The organism is Thermodesulfobacteriota bacterium (assembly GCA_031082315.1).
Classification (GTDB): domain Bacteria; phylum Desulfobacterota; class QYQD01; order QYQD01; family QYQD01; genus QYQD01.
This window is the reverse complement of sequence record JAVHLC010000018.1, coordinates 1-18594: the sequence shown is the minus strand read 5'-3', so window position 1 is coordinate 18594 and position 18594 is coordinate 1. Positions and strand designations below refer to the sequence as shown.

Genomic DNA, 18594 nt, shown 5'->3' with positions numbered 1-18594 from the left:
CCTCACTTTGACCTCCTGGGCGGTGGCTGGGAGCACGGCGAATGCAAGCCCGCCGCAGTGTATCGGAGCGGCCTGCCGGACCCACTCATTGTTATAATTTTCGAGAATCTTATAGCCGGTAGTTAATCACAGCTTTTTTATGGTAAGCCTTAGAGCAGGGACTTTGATTATAACAAAGAAGTCTTCTGAAAATTGATTTTGTCATTGATAAGCAATAACCGGAAGGTTGATTATGATTCATCCTGATGATGCCTTAGCCAAATTAAAGGGTATCAGAGAAGAATTTCAAGAGTTTTGCCAACTAAAAGGGAACGTATCGGAGGCCGATACACGAGCAAAAATAGTTGATAGCATTCTTACCGAATGCCTCGGTTGGCCAGAGTTGTCGATACAACGGGAACGCAGAGTTCACGAAGGCTATATGGATTATGAGCTTGAAGTTCGAAAAAAGCCCTTTATAGTTGTCGAAGCTAAAAAAGCTGGAATTCCTTTTGTATTTCCAATTCAAAGAGAGCAACGTAGATCTCTAAAATTAAATGGATCTGTCCTTACAAGTCCAGAAATAAGTGAAGCTATATCTCAAGTCCGATCTTACTGTGATAGTGCGGGGATTCGGTACGCAATTGCAACTAATGGTTATGCTTGGATTGTTTTTCGCGCTATAAGGGATGATATAGGTTGGCGTGAAGGAAACGCGATTATATTTCCAAGCTTGGAATACATGATCGACCATTTCACCACATTTTGGAACTTGCTTTCTTTCGATGCGGTTTCTCGGGGTTCGTTAGACGCTGAATTTGGCTCTCCACTACGAGCTTCCCGCGAAAGCCATCGTGTTAGCAAAATACTGTTCAATGCAGATTTACCATTACCACGAAATAGGTTGAACACATTTATACAGCCTCTCGTCAAACTTGTTTTCGAAGATATAACTGGAGAAAATCAATTGGAGACTCTCAAATCGTGTTATGTCCATTATGAAACTCTCAAAGTAGTAGCACATGATATCGACGTTACAATAACTGATACAATCCCTGCTTTTTTAAGAAGAGAAGGGACTGAGCCATTATTTCAGAAAAAGGATAGTGCTGGTAATTTTGGTCAGATGGTTGTTGATGGCGTAAATACTTCTGTAGGCGAACTGTGCCTTTTATTGGGGGGTATCGGTTCAGGTAAAACAACTTTCCTCAAGCGCTATCAACTTGATGTAGGACGTGAAACTTTAGATAAATATTCTATTTGGTTCTATGTGGATTTTCTAGCAGCTCCTTTGATACCATCGGAATTAGAGCCATTTGTTTGGCAAACCATCCTAGAACAATTGCGAAATCGCTATAGTCATTTACGACTTGAAAAGCGCAAAAGCGTTAAACGTGCATATGCAAAAGAAGTAGAAGCTCTCAAAGAAACAGGACTTAAGCCTTTTAGAGAAGGTTCCTTAGAATATGAGAATAAATTATCTGAAAATTTGGGGAAATGGCAATCCGAAACATCGGCTTATGTACCGCGTCTGCTGAATACATGCATGTCGCGCAAGAATAAAAAAATTGTGCTTTTCATTGACAATGTTGACCAACTTTCACCAGAATATCAGGCAAAGATATTTTTGTTAGCCCAACGCATTACACGAATCATCGGCTCGCTTACAATAATTGCATTGAGGGAGGAGTCATATTATGTCGCCAGTATTCAAAATAGTTTTACAGCATATACTAACAGAAAATTTCATATAGCTTCTCCACGCTTTTTGCATGTTATTAATAATCGCATTAGGTACAGTCAGGATATTTTGAAAAAAGCAAGTCTAGGCTCTTCCGGTTCTAATATTTCTCAAGACGTACAAAATACAAGAGATATTTACGATTTGCTTACGATCGTCAATAAAAGTATTTTCAGCCAAAATCGAAATATCGTGCGTTTTATTGAGGCTATTTGCTTCGGCAATATGCGAAGAGCTCTAGAGATGTTTGTAATGTTCTTGACTTCAGGCGCTACGGATGTAGATAAGATGCTTAATATATTTAGACGTGATGAGAGTTATTTTGTAGGATTTCATGAGTTTATCAAATCCATTATGCTTTCGGGGAGAAAATATTATAAAGAGGAACAGAGTCCGATTCTCAATGTCTTTGATTGTGGCTTATATAGCAATTCCAGCCACTTTACGGCACTTCGAATATTGCATCTCCTACTTTCATATCGTTCTCAGTCATCTAGGGAAGGTCAGGGATATATAGAGATTACCAAGATTCTTTATTCGTTTGAAGAAATTTTCGATAACCCCGAAGACTTCATTGTAACACTTAATCGCTTGTTGAAATCACAATTAGTAGAAGTCAACACCAGATCGACGGAGTCAGTCAATGATGCTAGTCACATTAGAGTGACGTCGGCTGGTTGGTACTACCATAAATATCTCGTCCGCTCCTTCTGTTATTTAGATCTAGTTTTGCAAGACACACCATTTAATAGTGCTGATATTGCTAACAAAATAAAAGAATCTGTATATCTTGTTGATAACCTCTATGATCGAGAGGAAGAAAAAATTAAGCGTGTAGAAACTAGATTTGCTAGAGTAAACCTGTTCTTAGATTATCTTAAAACAGAAGAAATTAAAGAAAACGAGCGCTTCCAGCTAAATACCATAGACAATATTCTCACAGAACCGATAGTTGACTCAATCAGAGAGCAATACGAGAAAGAGCGTGAATGGATACGAAAAAGGATTAGGGAAAATCGTGAACGGTACAGCGATGAGACCACTCTGGGAAGTCTTTCTGAAGATCGCAGCTTATTAGACAATAGAACAATTACCGAAAGTGACGATTTGGCCGCAGGAGGTTTATCGGAAAAATAGCTATGCCAGAGGGACATAGTCATTAAAAAGCCTATGGTTATAATATTTTTTAAGGGTGCATCGGAAGCAAAAAAAATCACATGATGTTCTTTTACATAACAAACTTCCGAATATCCCAGGAACCGGTAGTCAGTGCACGGAAAAACCTTTAAAATCGATGACAATAAGGGTGATTATATCAAATAATGAGGAACAATTCCCGTGCGGAAACAAAAAAGGGAAGCTATTGCGTCAAAACGGAGCTATGTTTCCGAGGGGCCTGGTATGCCTGATCTATACGTGCGATGCCTGTCATGCCTTCCTTACATTCAAATAACGTGATCTTTAACAACAAAACCAATTATATTAGAGAAAGAAGATGATATCTTTTGCCAAAGCAAAAAAAGGATTCCATCGACTCCAGACACCATGCTGAGTCATCTGAGCCTTTAAATTTCAATGCAGAGAAAGCGCAGAGCTTTCTCCGGGAGCAGGCCAGCCTCAGCACCGAGCAAAATACCGACGCCTCATGGGTCAGGCTATTTCGCTCTTTTTCTAAAGTATGTGAGGGAACAAGTAGAACACATATCGCATTCCTCGGCACGGCTTTACTTGCCAAGTCTTTAGACATAAATATTAATGTTTTTTCGGTCAAAGCGAGGGAGGGCTCTCCTGGAGCTTACTCTACGCGTAGCCTGGGCCACGGCGTATTGGTTCCATTATCGACCGAGCTTGGCATAAATCTCGGTGTAACAGGTCGCGAGCCTCTCAACAACCAGCCATATTTTCAAATCGACCGTGTATCCCGAAATATTACGGTCCATGCGAAGGCAAAGCCTGCTGTTGAGATGCTCTGTGATATATTAGACAAGCTGGCGGTGATTGATTCTCTTGATGAGATGCGTCAAGCGCTCCGCTCCTATATTTTTGTTCGCAGAGGTTATGTTCCCCATTATCCTGAGCGCACAAAGCCTCTTTCAAGCATCAGCCCTGACGAGATAATCTCCATTATCGAGCACTTTGTCAGTGAAGACACTGAGGGCGGCAAAAGGGCTCAGGCAGTTGTGGCAGGCCTTTTAGATTTATTTGCTGGCACCGAGCGCGTGGTAACAGATAGAATAAACGATCCAGATCGTCATCTCCCCGGTGATGTAGGGGTGAAAAGCCACGATCAAGGCTGGGAAAAGATCTTCGAGGTAAGAGACAAGCCGGTCAAAGAGTCCGACGCCTATATTTTTGCCGAGAAAGCCCTCAAAGAAGGCATATGCGAAGCGGCAATAATCGCTGTCGCGAAAAACCAGCCTAAGATAGACTTTGAAAAGATTCGCCTTCGGGCAAAGGAGCGGGGTCTTGGTCTCTCTTTTTTCACTGAGTGGCACTCCTTCATAAAGCAAGTTCTCTTCTGGAGTGAGCTTCCACAGCTTCATAGTCCCGAGATCCTGGTAGATTTAATTTACACTCGCCTGATCCAGCTTGAAGTCTCACAAGAAGGTGTACAATCTTGGATCGATGCTACGGGCTCTCAAGAATAGCAGGTGCTTAACTAATGGGCCATGCAAATATCATATCACTCATCGAGGGCCCCATAAGATCTTTTGTCCGCGAGCAAGGGGCGACTGAGGGCTTTACAAAAGATCTGGGTCATTCTTTCTTAAAGCTTGCCGTTCATAACAGCCAGCTCAATGGCTATAAGTCCAGTGACTCCCAGTCTTTTCTTTCTCTCTCAAATATAATCAGCAGCTCTGGCTCCTTTCACTCCGCAGAGCTTCAATTGTTCTTCTGGGCCGGCTCCCGTCTTGTTCCTTTCCAATGCTTTTCCAAGTCTGACATCGCTTTTTTGTTGAAGCTCGAGCACCTCGTCGGTCACATTGACTTCCTTCCACCCCTCGAAGTGATTCGAAAGCGCGGAAAAGATGATATCTCCCTTAGGCACTCAAAAATCGAAGAGCTTTATACGGCCATTGATAACGCTTACGCCAGTCTTTACTATATTTATGAGGACGCGCTGCTCGATTTTAACACTATTGACGAATCAAAGTGGCCCTCTCTCGAGCTCGGCCAGGGCGTGCTTGATCTGCTTTTAAAAAACGACGAGAAAGGAATAAAGCTCGGAAGCCATTTTGATGCAATAGTAAAAGTCGGCGTCTTTCTAAAGCCAAGCTTTGCTGCTTTTCTCTGGAGAAACAATGGTCTCAGAAGGCTTCTTGACATAGACCCTGAAGAATTGCAAGAGATTATAGACTCTTTGTGAAGCCTCGTTGCACTTCCTTCAGCTCATTGTTGCTTTGCTATGCATAACTGAGCTCGGGCTCACGTACCAGATTCTTTTCATCTTCTCTCTTCGCTTTTTTCACCCTATTTCCATTTCCTTCGCCTGGGTGATCCGGGTGATCGCCCTGTAGATAATGATACTCTTCTGGCACCAATTCTACAGGCTCAGGTGGTGGTATAGGCCTCTTATAGGTTATTTTAAGAGTCGGGCTCTCACTCTTTGACATCCCGAAAAACTGCTCTCCAATCTCTCGGGCCAAAATCTCGGCAATGAGTGAAGGTACCGCATTGCCGATCTGCCTCTGGATGGACAGGCGAATCCCGACGAAATTAATATTATCAGGGAAAGTTTGAATTCGTGCCATCTCCCTCACGCTCAAGAGTCTGTTCTTCCAGTGAAAAGGTCCTATCGCTGGCCCAGGCTGTGCCTGTATCGTCCAGGATGGCTTATTTTTAGCCAGTTTTAGAAGGAAGCTCCAATACTTGGCACGCCATCCGAACAGGGGCAGCCCTCCTTTGCGATTTGTATGCCAAAGATAGTTCTCTCCCTCCGGTATCGAGGGTAGAAGGGTTGCCCACCGTCCCCTGACTTTCAAGCTCTCTGCCTCTGTAGGCTTAATATCTCCTATTGCATCCCAGGCGGTAATTTTGGGTAATATCTCGTGGCCGAGGAGACTCAATTGCATCGTATTCCTTTCTATCAGATCCCCATGAGTCGGCTCTGGAAATTGGAAGCGCTCCCCTTCCCTGTGCCCGATAAGGAAAAATCTCGTTCTTGCCTGGGGCACGCCATAATCTGACGAGTCAAGCACACGCCATGATAATTTGTATCTCATCCCGGTCTGACGATTAATCTCCTTTGTCAGCCTCTCGAGCAAAAGAAAGCCCTCTTCTTTTCCAGAAAAGTTAATCCCGTGGACATTTTCCAAGAAGAACACCTTGGGCAGCAAATCAGACACGCACCGCATATATGCATAAAGCGTATTAGCTCTTTTATCGTTAAGTCTCAGCGTGTCTCCGTTGACCCAGTATCCAGATTTTGAAAACGGCTGGCATGGTGGCCCTCCTATCAGTACATCAACTTTCCCCTTTTTGATCCCGGCCGTCTTCAATATCTGTTCACTTGAGACATCGTTTATATCCTGACAGATAACGGGCCAATCTCTATTTTTCTTAATTGTCTCACAACAGTCACTATCCATCTCTATAGCGACTCTTGTTGTAAATCCAGCAGCCTCGAAGCCGTAGTCAAGTCCACCTGCTCCCGTAAAAAGACTTATCACGTTAAGCTTAGGCATATATTCCTCCGTTTCGGTCGTCTGTATTCTTAGTCTTTTACTCATCACACATATCAAGCACTTCGTTATTTCGCTTGTTTTGATCCCTGCAAAACATCTCTAACGCATCTCGCCGCCGTTCCAGGATCCCGCTTAATATCGGACTCCCATATTCTTATGATGCTCCAGCCGGCTTCCCGAAGAATCTTGTTATGCTCCAAATCCCTTTCAATATTACAGAAAATCTTCCTGATCCAATAATCTGCATTAGCTCGTCTTAGCAGCTTTTCTCTTAATTCCGGCCAATCTCTCCCGTGCCAGAAATCACCATCACAAAAGACCGCTACTTTTTCCCTCATGAAGGCGATATCAGGCTTCCCTACTACCTCTTTTACATTTTTTCGATAACGAAGGCCCAGCTTCCAAAGCTCCCTCCGCAAAATTATCTCCGGCCCTGTATCAACGTGCCTATTCTTCTTTTTAGCTCTTGAGCTCGCCTCGCTTGATGGCGAAAGCTCTTTAAAGCTCGGCGTCTTCCTTTCCAATACTTTCTCCCGGGTTTTAATGATTCCTCGCTCTAAGCGTCTTCTCTTAATGCTCTAAACAGCTCTCCTTTTCCCTCCAAGCCTCTAAGCTCTATTGACTCTGTATGACTGAGATCCGCCTTAAATCTGAGATTGCTGACTCCCTCTGGCAAATTTCCTCTGATTGCAGGCACTGCCATTGAGTCAAAGAACCTTAAAGAAGACTCCGCCACTTCTAAATCGAATTTTACGTCCCCTGCTTGCCGCCATGCATTGCCAAGCGTTGAGGCAACTACCTCATCAATCCTGCCGGCGAGCCTTATATTATTTCCCAGTTTTGCTCGAATCTCATCCACAATATCGAACACGCTCATTCCTATTCCCGCCTCTTCAACACACATGGATGCAATTAATACCTTTGTCTTATCAGGCGGATTGAGCTGCTCAAACGAAAAGCTGTGTATTCTTAAAGACCTTGTTGTGCTTTTTACTTCTATTCTCTCGCTTCCAGCATTGAAATCGTACCTGTCTCCTGCTGTGCTATGCCATGCCTGGGCCAAAAAATCGGGATTTGATGCTTTTAAAATCAAATAAAGCTCTGCCCACAGTCCTTGTATTGTTTTTCTCCCGGGCGTATTAATTAGCCTGAAAAGCTCCATTAATGTTTTTACAGCACAAGATATATCTTGATATGTTAGCTTTGTGTTCATTTCTTGTATAATTGGCATAAGCACCCGTAGAAAATATTCCTTCAGCATTCTTTCTGCATTGACACAGCGAATTATCGAAAATACTCCTTGATGGGTTGTTTCATCCGGTTCCTGTATTTTACACTCAACGCCATGATCTGCCACTATGTGCTCAAGTGTTATGGGTAGAGGTCGAAGATTTTCTTTGTCTGATACCGACAGCAATAAAGCAGGGTTTCTTTTTGCATCTTTAGCGATAAAAACCCCTAGCCTACTAGGTATAGGCATAGCTATGAAATGCTCTCCCTTCCCTTCTATCTCATGAGGGGCATTCAGTGCCTCAAAGATCTCAATTGGGCTAAGCTCATTTAAGCTCATATTCTAGTTCCCTTGTGGCTGATCAAGAAAGTCTCGACCAATTTCCGCCGTAACCCACACTGCAATATGTGGAACTCTTTCAGCAAGCACCGGACCACCTCTGTTTTGTAGTCTAAGGTATCTTAATTGCACAGTTATCCTATCACTATCTTTTATATCCCTGTCTCCCGGATATGTGAGGTCTCCTGAGGCATATTGCCTGCCCTGAAATACCTGCACTATTCTATCATTCTCATAGCTACGCCTGAAAGCTTCTCCTCCTCCCATTAGAAAAATTGTGCAGCCTTCGTTTGGCTGACTATCAAGATGAAACTGTATAACTCTTAAAAGCTTTGAGATGTCCTGGGAGTCTTCAAGAGTCCGTATTCTGAATCTAGTCAAAAGCTCTTCATGTACTATTCGTAAGCTTAAGCCTCTATCGATAAGGTTTTTGTTAGATCCTTGGCGTGTATCAAGACCCTCATGCTCTACAAGGCTTAAGCTCTCTAAAAATCTTTCAAAAGTCTCCCTGTTTTCTTGCAGTATCTCCTCGATATTGTGAGCCCCTTCTGGAAAGACCCATCTGTTTACAAAGCTCCGGCTCTGATAAGGTATATCAATAACGCTGTTTCTCGTTGGTCTCGTGCCTCTTCTCAAGAAAAACTGCCTTCTCCATTCACGTAAAGATCTTCCAGATCTACTATGCTCTACTAGCTGTGATCTAACATCTTCTTCATGCTCAACATATTCGTTAAAAGCATCTCTTATATACTGCTCTAAAAATATACGACAATATCCCCTGTATCCACGCTTATATCCAAAAAATCGGGCTCTTTGCTGTATTGTATCAGCATTTCTCATGCCTGGTCCCCGTGGCATATATGTCACCGTAAGCCCCTCAACAGTGAAGCCACGATCCATTGCCTGTCCTCCAACAAGTATCCAGTAAGGAGTATCACTCCATACGATTGTTCCTCCACGCACGCTGTTAACTTCCTTTACAGTAGTCCTTCGCACAGCATGAGGGATTCTTTGCTGCAAGTCTTCAAAAGCAGGCAATGTAGGCTCTGTTAACCTCAGATCTTCATAGTCTGTCCGAAATAGCTCGAGCAGCTCCTCACGATCCCTCGCTCCTTCTGATTGCTCAAGGATATTCTGCCAAGTCCGTCTAGCATTTTCTACCCACCTATAATATTGTCCATGCTGATTTGTAAGCCGTGAGGGATGCACCATCATTGAGCGATTAGGTATTCGATCCCCCGTGAATAGATGCGCAGCCGCTCCTATAAAAAATATTCTCATTGCTCTTAGAAGGCTTTGTGGAGGCCCGACTACTTGGTTATCTCCTGTTGGTATCTCCTCCTGTGGTATTATTCTCACGAGCTCTTCACGGCCCGTAAAAAATTCTCTCCCGCCAGTGTAGTCTTCTCCTGGTGTAACTGTTTCTGCAAAATTCGGCGACAGAACATCAACTATATTTATTAGCAATGGTGCCTGTGGAGTTGCAGTATACTGTAAAAAGCTATGGTGAGGTATATGATCTTTTAAGGTAATAAGTCTCCTGTATGTTGTGCTTTGATCTTCTTGATTGATTCTTGTATTAAGCCCTGCTTGATCTCCTTCGTCATCTATTATAAGTGTTGGAACTCCATTTAAGTCGATACTCTGCAGCACATCAATAAGATTTTGTAAATGTTGATGGTGCTTCATTACCGTAATCAAAACTGTTCTTCTCTCCCCGGCTGGAACGCTCTGATCTCGCCATTCTGCTATTTCGTTTCTAATTATCTGATGACTGTTGTTCTGAACATTTGGATCCGGTATGTGCCTCCATAGCCTTCTCTCTGTCCTACTATTTATTCTCAGATCATTTATGAGCCTATCCCGCGACTGCTCCAACAGTTGTATTGATGTTCCTGCAACAACAATAACCATCTGATAGCCATTGTCACGGGCCATTGCTGCAACGGTTGTGAATGACATCGTTTTTCCACTCTGCACATACCCCACGATCAAGCCGGTTAAGTTTCCCTCACTCTCATAAGGCGGCACACAGCGCCCCAGTATTCTCGCTGCCTCCCTTAAAATCGTATCTCTACTGTCAGAGGGTAGCTCTAAGGCATTTGCTTCACTGCCTAAGCGGGGACTCCATCTTCCTGGTCCTGTGCACGGCTGTCCTGTGACTTCTATGAAAGTCTCACCCCGCCCATTTATATCCCCAACATCTATTGTCATTTTTCCCCCTCCTTTTAAGGCCCTGATAGACCGTTTCTGAGCAGCTCATTTATATTTCTTATTGCCGTGCTCGTCATTGTTGCTCCCGCATCTCTAGCTACTGTTTGTGCTAATCCTATCGCGGCAGCCACCCTAAGCAAAGCCTCCATATTCTCAGAGCCTGTGCCGCAGAATCGATCCATGAAAGGATGAGTTATTGACATTCTAATTCCCAATCTGCGTCTCTTCCGTTCATCCTCTGATTCACATTGATCGCTGATAGTAATCCAGTCTCCTATTGCCGGGTCCATAGTAATCTCGATGATTATCTCCCATGGCTGTCCATTTAGCTCAACGTCAATCCTTCTCGTTGACGCACTCAATCTCGTTTCTGGCAGCTCCTCCGGTGGTGGTCCTTTATCCGGCTCTTTATTTATTTGCTCCTCTATGACAGGCGGAACTTTTCTTTCTATCACGGCTGCCGTTCTTTCTGTTGCTCTTTCTGCCCCATCCTTAAGAGCTTCGCGCGATGCCCTAACACGGTATTGTTCAGCTTGCTCGAGCATGTTTAGTGGCGGTGCTTCTAAGTGTTCTTTAAGTAAATCCAGAAACACATCCTCATTCTCATCCCATCTAAATCCATCCTTGGTATGACTTATCTCGAATCCCTCAAGATGAAGCTCTCCAAACAAGCGCTGATAACGAAAGCTATTCGTTTTCCCAAAGATATATTCTGGCCTATACGTCTCGTCTCCACTGCCCTGTATCAGTCTTTTTCTTCTAAACAGTGCGAACCCTGCATTTGTAGTAGAAGCCCTCGCCCTCAGTGCAGCAAAGCCCTTTGCTTTTTGTCCTAAACCAAAGTCAAACTCAATATCCTTACGCCACTCTAAAGGCGGTCCTGACATATCTCTATAATGCGGCACGGTCATTATCTCTGGATCTTCATATATAAGCTTTTCGTTATCAAAGCTTAAACATAGAAACCCTTGTCTGAGAAATACCCTGTATATGCTTTTAATATGGTCTTTAATCTTGCTTAAAGTTCGACCATGAGGCACTTGATTTAGCCCTGTAAGTATGATCTCTGTATAGTGAAGGCCTTCGGGGACTTCTCTGGTAGTTATTTCTAACTCTTCTATTCTATCCTCTACAATCTTGTGAATATCAAACATAATTGTCCGCTCAACTGGCTCCCCCAATGCGGTAGTTCTAACGCTCCACTTTCTTGCAAACCAGCACGCAGCACTCTTCATGCCCATTCCAAACTCACAAAGCCCTGTTCTATCCGGTGGTATCTCCGCTGGCCTGAATGCTCTTGCATATTCGCTCTCATAAATCCCTGCAGCATTATCTCTTATTATTATACGACCACTGTCTGTGTTATCAGTCTCAATATCCACACGCAACAGAGTCTCTTTTCCTTCTTCACTATTTATCTTGTCTCTGTTTGTTAGAAAGCTCTGCACTGAGTTGTCAACAAACTCCGCTAGTGCATACCAAGGTCTGTAGTTTAAATGCCGTAGTACTGATAAAATGCTTACCCCAGGCCTAATATTTACTTTCTGAACACCACAAGCCTCTCTAAGCATTTTTCCTCCTATAAGCCCAACTACACAATGATGACCCCTGTATTTAATCGACAGAACTTTCACTATAAAAGACTTTTTCTTAATTACTATAAGTTCCAGGAAGCCCATAGAAATAACTAACTGGCTTCAAAGTGCCTTTTTCAATATCCCAAGGCTGCAATAACCTCACATTGCCGCCCCGTACTTGAATGGGTTCTTTCGGCAGAACCTCCACATCGCCCACAACAAACAAAATCATAGAATCCTTGTGCTCTCTAGCAAAGTGTACCTCATTGAATGTAAGCACAACTTCCTCTCCGCAACCGCTGGTTCCCTTCACCTCTATATGCCAAGTCTCCAATCCTTTGACGGCCTTCAAGTCGTAAGGTTGAGTTAGATGACTGTCCTCTACTCGATAGCCCTTGTTCCGAAAAAACTCGATTGCCGTTTTCATCGCATAATCTTCGATCTGCCTCCGGACCTCGGGCGAAGCAATAAAACCCTGTCCCTTTCGCCGTGCGGACGCCATCTCTGCCGCACCTGCTATTTCCAGTTCCATTACAATTCTCTCAGCTTTGTCAATCCGGCGAAGATGAAAGTGGGCCGGCTTATCTCCGGTATGTGATACATACCGGAAGGTGCCTTCATAACGGAATCCCGCTCCTTCGTATTGATATTTCTTTTTCCGGTAGAATACTAGGAGCTCATCGCCCGCCTTCTCATGCCCGATAATCATCGGATTAGTGCGCCCCTGGAGCTGCCCATCCCAATATAAGTCATCACCATTCAGCAAATCGCTGTATTGCGTCCTGTCATTGGTCTTATTCTCCGTAATAAAAAGCCATATTGAGCGATAGCCTTTGGGCCTAAAGACGCCCGTCTTCAGCGTCGCATCGTTTATGCCGAACTTCGACATTAAATCTTTTCTGGTATAAATCCAGCCTAATTCAAGCGAATCAGAAGACTTCATCGCTCTTTTCCTTCCTCGTTTATAGAAATTGCTTTGATTCTTAAAACTCTTTCTATTGGCCTTACTAGATTTTTCCCGAAGATTTTGCATAAAATTTCTATTGTTTCCCCTGCCAAGTTCTTTAATAAAACCATTCTAATCGGAGTCTTGAAAGCTTCCGTTGGTATGTAATGTCTTATATTCCCGATCTTCTGTGAGATCGAAACAAGAACATCATCGCTCTGAATATCAGGATAATTCCATGTTTCATATGGAAAATCTATTTGGGGCAGTAAACCATGATTTGGCTTGGGGCAAATTTTCTCGGGTATAATTAACCCGTCTATCTTCTTTATCTCCAATTTTACCGATGCATCTTCAATATATGCGCGCCCATTGTTCAGTATGGTAATGTTAATTGTGTGTGCGTTTATTTCAAAAAATTCGTAAATATCATCTTCTTTGTATGTTTCTTGGACCTCTTTAAGATCTTGTTCTAACTCTTCAATGCTTCTTTGATCATACGGCCTAGGTGACAAGTCGCTTGATAGTCTGGGCAATTGTGCCATCTGGATTTGATTCTGTAGTGCTATTCTAGAAAATACGTTTGTTAAACTTGACAAGTGGTCGGAGGTTGTGGTATTCAGCTTTTCCTGGACAATCCTTTCCTCTTGCTTTTTTTCTTCAAGTATTTTCTCTATTTTTTCTGCCGCTCTTTGTGAAGGCAATCTTTTGCCTCCATTTATCGTCAATGTTATTTCCCGTTCGTAATCAGTTCCTGTAAAACCTAATTCTACACACCCATCAAAAATATCAGCCTTTTTCCTTTTCTCAAAAATTCTTTCATAGTCTCTTCTTTCCATTTTCGGCTGGTATGTGCCTTTTCTTATAAAGCTGTCACCTTTCTTAAGTTTGTTATAATCCTTTTTCATCATATATGGCTGATCCTCCTCACGCGCATATATCTTAAAGCACCCCAAAAGTTTCCCCTCGAATTCGTATGGTACATAATCAAAATTTATATCAGGTTCTATATTTTCTCTGATAATTTGCTGATAAGTCGCAGAATCTACAAACTCCGTTCTATCAATTGGCAAATATTGCCGACTCCCATCAGGACAATGTTTAACGCCAACAATTATATATCTCTCATTATTGAAGTCCGCATTTGCAATCGCCATAATGTCCTTTATTAATTCTTCATATTGATCTTTCTTATATTGGACTGCTTTAAAATCCAAACCCGTATGCTCATTCTCGTACCTTACAATATCTTCTATACTTACCATATCAGACTCCAAAACTGCACCATAATAAGATACAATCTATTATTATCCCGACAAAATCTCTCAAGTCCCTTTTTCTGCCGCCTCTTCTTTAATCTTATTGTGCACGAGTGCAATAAGGTTAGCCGGCTTAGGAATTTCCCGGGGGGCAGGGATAGCTGCTTTTTAGGATAGTAGCTTGTGTTGTAAATTGTCACTTCTGTGTTTTTGGGAGAAACTTTTCTTGCATCCGCTCCTTCAGTTTGGATAATAGTTCTGAACCCTTCGCTACTTTGTCTGTTCCACCCAAGCCGGTATATTCTTTCAAAACGAGATTATATGAACTCTCCATGACTTCTTCCGATAATGTCACACCAGCAAGCGATGCAATGGGAGAAGCCATTGGATCGGAATCTTGTAGTGCCTCCTGCGAGGCGCACATCATAATGTAGAATTTGATATTATTTTTGTCTGTAACAGAGAGACTAACCCCCAAATTGTTCAAAAAGGCTTCAACTTGTTTCATTAGCTCAGCGCAAGCACGATAGATTTCTATTGGCTGTCTAGAATCGAATAGATTAATATATTCTTCATCTCTTTTTATGAGCGATGACGGACGAGCTCTTGCCATATCAGGACGCTTTAAAGATATTGCCATAACAGCCTGCGCCATTTGAGGTATACTGATGATACGGTTTATCTGTTTGCCTTCATTTTTATAATAATTCTTCCGGCGATCATAGTATAATCCGAACGGTTTCAAATATTCTTCAATGTCCCTGTGGATTTTGTCAGTGGCTCTAAGGGACGCTGGTGGTATGATTGTCTGACTATTCGTTGCTTTGATAATTCTATCTCTGCTTTCAGGTTCATTTGGTACGATCACCCTTATTTGCAGATTCCTTTTCTCATTTTCTGTATTGTATTTTTTGAAATAATTGTAAATTTCTGTTGAGGTTTGCAGCCCATTAACAATCTCGGGGTTCTCAATGGTTAGCGCTTTCCCACTCTGAGTGGCTCTACTTGATAAAATTGTGATCCCATTGTTTAGCCACCAGAAATCCTCGCTAGACTGGTCCTGTAAAGATGTTTGAATTTGATCATTAACCTCGGTCTTACCCTGATAGTCCCTAACATTAGCTTCAAAAATATACCTGATTAAGTGGCCTTGTGAGTCAGTGATGAATTTAAAGAAATCCTTGAGAGAAACAAGGCATACAAAGGCCACCGCTCCTGTCGCGGAAATAGGGTTTTCTGATAGATTCAATACATATGAATTGGAAGGTGTCCTTCGCGCTAACATAAGCAATTCAGATGCCCCGAGAAACTCAAATGTAAAGGCGGCAGCGGAGAAATGCTTTTTTATTACATCCTTAAGCTTATCGACTTTTCTCTGGACGTTTGGATGAACCTCATCACCGAGGGTGGCATAGAAATAGTGCATATGGAGTTGAGGAAATTTTGATGCTAGATTTTGATATATACTCCTAAATCTTTCAATGGTCTCTAGGAGGCTCTTGTTATAGACTGTTTTGAGATCCGTAATCGTCTGTGATAGATCAAAAAGCTCATCTGTAGCGGAAATATATTTGTCTATTGCCGCCTCTGAAAATCCATGGGAAATTTTACTTTGGATTATATAGAGTTCGATTGTGATATTCTTCTTCAATTTCATTTCAGAAAAATCACTATCCTCCTGGATTAGCTCGCCATTGACAAATAAATAGAAAGAGTCAATTCCCCCATCACCTCCACCCCCAATATTCCCGGATTCAATTTCATCGTATGAAAGGTCATAATCCTTGAGAATCTGTTCTGCTGTAAATATCTCAAAGTAAAATGACCGCAAGCTGGTTGGAGCAACCGCTTGGCGTTTTTGCTCCAGAACCTGATCTAAAATGATCCTGTCATTACTTGTCACTTTGTACTCCTCCGGTTCAATGACTTTTATGATGCGATGACTCCATGGCACTTTTCGTCACCGAACTATCGATTCCAACCGCATATTTTCCTTTTAACTTCACCCGAAAAAAGGGTGACATATTCTCACTTATCGATTGCAACCGCTCTTTCAGTGACAAAATATTCCCAAAGTTTTTCAAGCCTCACCAGCCCGCCTTTCCAGCCCCTCCCCGCAATCGCCCGCTTATCGCCGGCTCAACAGGCTCCCCCAGTCAGCTCTCCACACCGCGCCGTCTTCAGATTCCTCACCCCCGCAGCCCTGAACCGCCCGCACCACAAGACTCCCGCTCCTCCAGGCACATCTTTATCACATCCCTCGTATTCTCCACCGCCTCCTCAAACGTGTCGCCCTGGGTATAGCACCCCTCCAGGCTGGGGCACGAGGCGACATACCTGCCGTCCTCATCCTGCTCTATCAACACCTGCACCGTGTAGTTCTTTTTCACCTCACCAGCCCCTTTCCCATGCAGAGTCCTCTCAGAATTCCCGCCACGCCCGTAATACACTATATTACGAAAACGCCACCCGCGCGGCTTTCTGCACCATTCTGGTGAACTTCTGCATCAATTCCGGTGCACTCTGCATCAGCCTGCATTACTTCCGTATCACCTTGTAGTACGGCGCCGCGGCCCTCTACGGCTCGACTCCCCTCCATTCACGCTCTCCACCCATGCCTCAGCCACGGCCTTCAGGCGGTCGCGCTTCGCCAGGTCAACGTGGATCCCATAGGGCTCACCCTTAATCCCGTCGGTCTCTTTCATCCAGTTGTTCACCTGGGCCTGCTTATACTGGCTGTACAATCTCAGGTCCCTCTTCCCCCGCGCGATCTCCTCCGGCGTGAAAAGCCGCTCAAGATCCTTCTGGGTCCCATTGAGCTTCACGAAATCCACGTTATCCTTCCCGAAGAAAATGCCCTCCTTCAGCTTCTCCTCGAAGCTCTCCGCTATCTGGAAGCCCCAGGGGTCATAATCCGTGAGGGCGCCCACCGCCACGGACTTCACCTTCTTCTTCAGGCGCCTCACGAAATATTCCATCGCAAGAAGGCTCGGCTCACCCTGGGACGCGATCACCGTTATCTTGTACTTCTTCGAAAGGTGCTGGCAGAGCCACCAGAGCCCCTCCTTCTCCGTGTAGAAAATCACCCGCGGCCGGTTCTCTCCTATGGTCGCCCAGCCCTCGCGGGGATCCAAGAAGGCGAATTCCTCCTTGAAGCGGAACACCCCCGCCTTCACAAAGTCATCAAAGACCCCCGTCGTCGTGTTGGTGATATACTGCTCGCGGGCTGCTTTCGAGACCCGCCGGCACACCTCGCGCTCCCTTTTCCCCAGCCCCCTCATTCCCCGGGCTCCCCTTTCGACAATTTCCTTGAGCCTCCTCATCCCCTCGGAGACCCCGGGGAGCTCCACCTTCAGGATCTCATCGAGGACCTCGGGCATGAGAAGAGAGAGCGCTCCGGGCGTGAGCGCCACGTCGGACTCAAGAAGGTTCTTCTCCACATAAAGAGGCTCCACATGCCCATACCACACGGAGCGCATGTTTCCGTTAATCTTTTCATACTCTCTCGCCCTGATCTTCATCGCGATCTGCCACACGAAGGTCCGAAGAAGCCCCGTGTCGTTGAGCGAGAGCACTTTCTTCCCCTCCACCTTCTTCCACTGCTGAAAGAGCTCGATGAGGCCCTCGCGGGGGATGAGGGTCACCTCGTCCTCGATATCTCCCTCGAAGACGAGCTTCACCCGCCTTCTCACCCACTCTCTCTGCTCCGCGGAAAGCTTCGCGAAAAACTCCTGTTCCTTCTCTTTCCATCCCTTCTTTCTCACTTCCGCATCACCGCCATTCCTCTTCACTTCCGCCTTATGAAAGGATTTCCCCCGCACCCCAAGAATACCACCCTCATGGGCCACACGCAGAACAAGCTCGCTGACCTCATCTCCAAGGAGCTCGGGGTTCCCGTGAGGGTGACCCGCAAGATCCTCCAGAGGTTCCTCGACCTCATTGCCGACGACATCGTGTACACCGGCGAGATGAAGCTCCGCGGCTTCGGCAGCTTTTACGTCACCACGAGGCCCGCCGTCCACACCACCCACCCTACGACAGGGGCGCCGGTCCTCATCCCCAGGAAAAAGGTGCTGCGCCTTCGCACCTCCTCGGCCCTGAGAAAGCGCCTCAACCCGAGGGAGCCCGCGAAGCCCCTCAGGAAAAAGCCCGCAAAAAAGCCGGGGACAAAGCGCTCCTCATAGCCCTCACTTCTTACACGAAGCCTTCACCCCGAAGAATCCCGACGTCGCGATGGAAAACCACTCGCCGTTGCTGAGCTCGTAGCTTACCACTGTCACCTCGGGCGGATCTTCCTTCGCCTTGGGCTCGCACTCCCCGGCGCACACCACCCCTTTCAGGAGCAGGGGCGCCGCAGGCCTCACCTTCTCCATAATCTCCTTTACGCTCTCCTCCACCTGGACCAGGGCGCCTTCTTCCGCCTGCTTCCTCGCCTTCGCCTGGTTGGTCCTCGAGATCGGCCCGAGCTTCATCACCCACTCTTCCCCCGGATGCGCCACCACCATATTCTATCCACCCCTTCCTTTTTCAAAGCTATGTGTCTTTCAGCATACCACCGCCATATGACATCTGTATGTCACTGGGGTTAACCTTTCCCTCTTTTGTGTAAACTTTTTGTACGGG

15 protein-coding genes are annotated in these 18594 nt (G+C 44.8%); 4 read left to right on the top strand and 11 right to left on the bottom strand.

Annotated features, from left to right (window positions below; translation table 11 throughout):
- The first annotated feature begins 232 nt into the window (after window positions 1-232).
- From RDU59_12225 to RDU59_12215, 3 genes are all read left to right on the top strand, one after another.
- Complete coding sequence (locus RDU59_12225) at window positions 233-2857, top strand: hypothetical protein (GenBank protein MDQ7839245.1); 2625 nt, start codon at window positions 233-235, stop codon at window positions 2855-2857.
- A gap of 368 nt (window positions 2858-3225) precedes the next feature.
- Window positions 3226-4368, top strand: coding sequence for a restriction endonuclease, SacI family (locus tag RDU59_12220; protein ID MDQ7839244.1), 1143 nt, complete (start codon window positions 3226-3228; stop codon window positions 4366-4368).
- Window positions 4369-4382: 14 nt separating this feature from the next.
- On the top strand, window positions 4383-5087 hold the full coding sequence (locus RDU59_12215) for a hypothetical protein (GenBank protein ID MDQ7839243.1): 705 nt from the start codon (window positions 4383-4385) through the stop codon (window positions 5085-5087).
- 37 nt (window positions 5088-5124) lie between these two features.
- Here RDU59_12215 and RDU59_12210 read toward each other — a convergent pair whose 3' ends face one another.
- From RDU59_12210 to RDU59_12165, 10 genes are all read right to left on the bottom strand, one after another.
- A complete protein-coding gene (locus RDU59_12210; protein MDQ7839242.1) occupies window positions 5125-6405 on the bottom strand; it encodes a DNA cytosine methyltransferase in 1281 nt (426 codons plus the stop codon).
- A gap of 65 nt (window positions 6406-6470) precedes the next feature.
- Window positions 6471-6929, bottom strand: coding sequence for a very short patch repair endonuclease (locus tag RDU59_12205; GenBank protein MDQ7839241.1), 459 nt, complete (start codon window positions 6927-6929; stop codon window positions 6471-6473).
- Window positions 6930-6961: 32 nt separating this feature from the next.
- Window positions 6962-7975: a PD-(D/E)XK motif protein gene (locus RDU59_12200; GenBank protein ID MDQ7839240.1), complete on the bottom strand. Its 1014-nt coding sequence runs from the start codon at window positions 7973-7975 to the stop codon at window positions 6962-6964.
- Between the two features lie 3 nt (window positions 7976-7978).
- Window positions 7979-10189: a Z1 domain-containing protein gene (locus RDU59_12195; protein ID MDQ7839239.1), complete on the bottom strand. Its 2211-nt coding sequence runs from the start codon at window positions 10187-10189 to the stop codon at window positions 7979-7981.
- A 14-nt stretch (window positions 10190-10203) separates the two neighbouring features.
- Window positions 10204-11868, bottom strand: coding sequence for an ATP-binding protein (locus RDU59_12190; protein MDQ7839238.1), 1665 nt, complete (start codon window positions 11866-11868; stop codon window positions 10204-10206).
- On the bottom strand, window positions 11840-12709 hold the full coding sequence (locus RDU59_12185; GenBank protein ID MDQ7839237.1) for a DUF3883 domain-containing protein: 870 nt from the start codon (window positions 12707-12709) through the stop codon (window positions 11840-11842). The genes RDU59_12190 and RDU59_12185 overlap by 29 nt, the downstream gene beginning before the upstream one ends.
- Window positions 12706-13977, bottom strand: coding sequence for an ATP-binding protein (locus RDU59_12180; protein MDQ7839236.1), 1272 nt, complete (start codon window positions 13975-13977; stop codon window positions 12706-12708). Before RDU59_12180 ends, RDU59_12185 begins: the two co-directional genes overlap by 4 nt.
- A gap of 190 nt (window positions 13978-14167) precedes the next feature.
- Entirely contained in the window at window positions 14168-15874 is a 1707-nt protein-coding gene (locus tag RDU59_12175; GenBank protein ID MDQ7839235.1) for an AIPR family protein, read from the bottom strand.
- Between the two features lie 286 nt (window positions 15875-16160).
- Entirely contained in the window at window positions 16161-16361 is a 201-nt protein-coding gene (locus tag RDU59_12170; GenBank protein ID MDQ7839234.1) for a type II toxin-antitoxin system HicB family antitoxin, read from the bottom strand.
- Window positions 16362-16520: 159 nt separating this feature from the next.
- The gene (locus tag RDU59_12165) at window positions 16521-17762 is read right to left on the bottom strand and encodes a hypothetical protein (protein MDQ7839233.1); all 1242 of its coding nucleotides are present in this window, start codon (window positions 17760-17762) and stop codon (window positions 16521-16523) included.
- Window positions 17763-17810: 48 nt separating this feature from the next.
- Here RDU59_12165 and RDU59_12160 point away from each other — a divergent pair, with 48 nt between their 5' ends.
- A complete protein-coding gene (locus RDU59_12160) occupies window positions 17811-18155 on the top strand; it encodes an HU family DNA-binding protein (GenBank protein MDQ7839232.1) in 345 nt (114 codons plus the stop codon).
- Window positions 18156-18158: 3 nt separating this feature from the next.
- On the opposite strand, the gene RDU59_12155 is transcribed toward RDU59_12160, so the two are convergent.
- On the bottom strand, window positions 18159-18476 hold the full coding sequence (locus tag RDU59_12155) for a hypothetical protein (GenBank protein ID MDQ7839231.1): 318 nt from the start codon (window positions 18474-18476) through the stop codon (window positions 18159-18161).
- Between the last annotated feature and the right edge of the window lie 118 nt (window positions 18477-18594).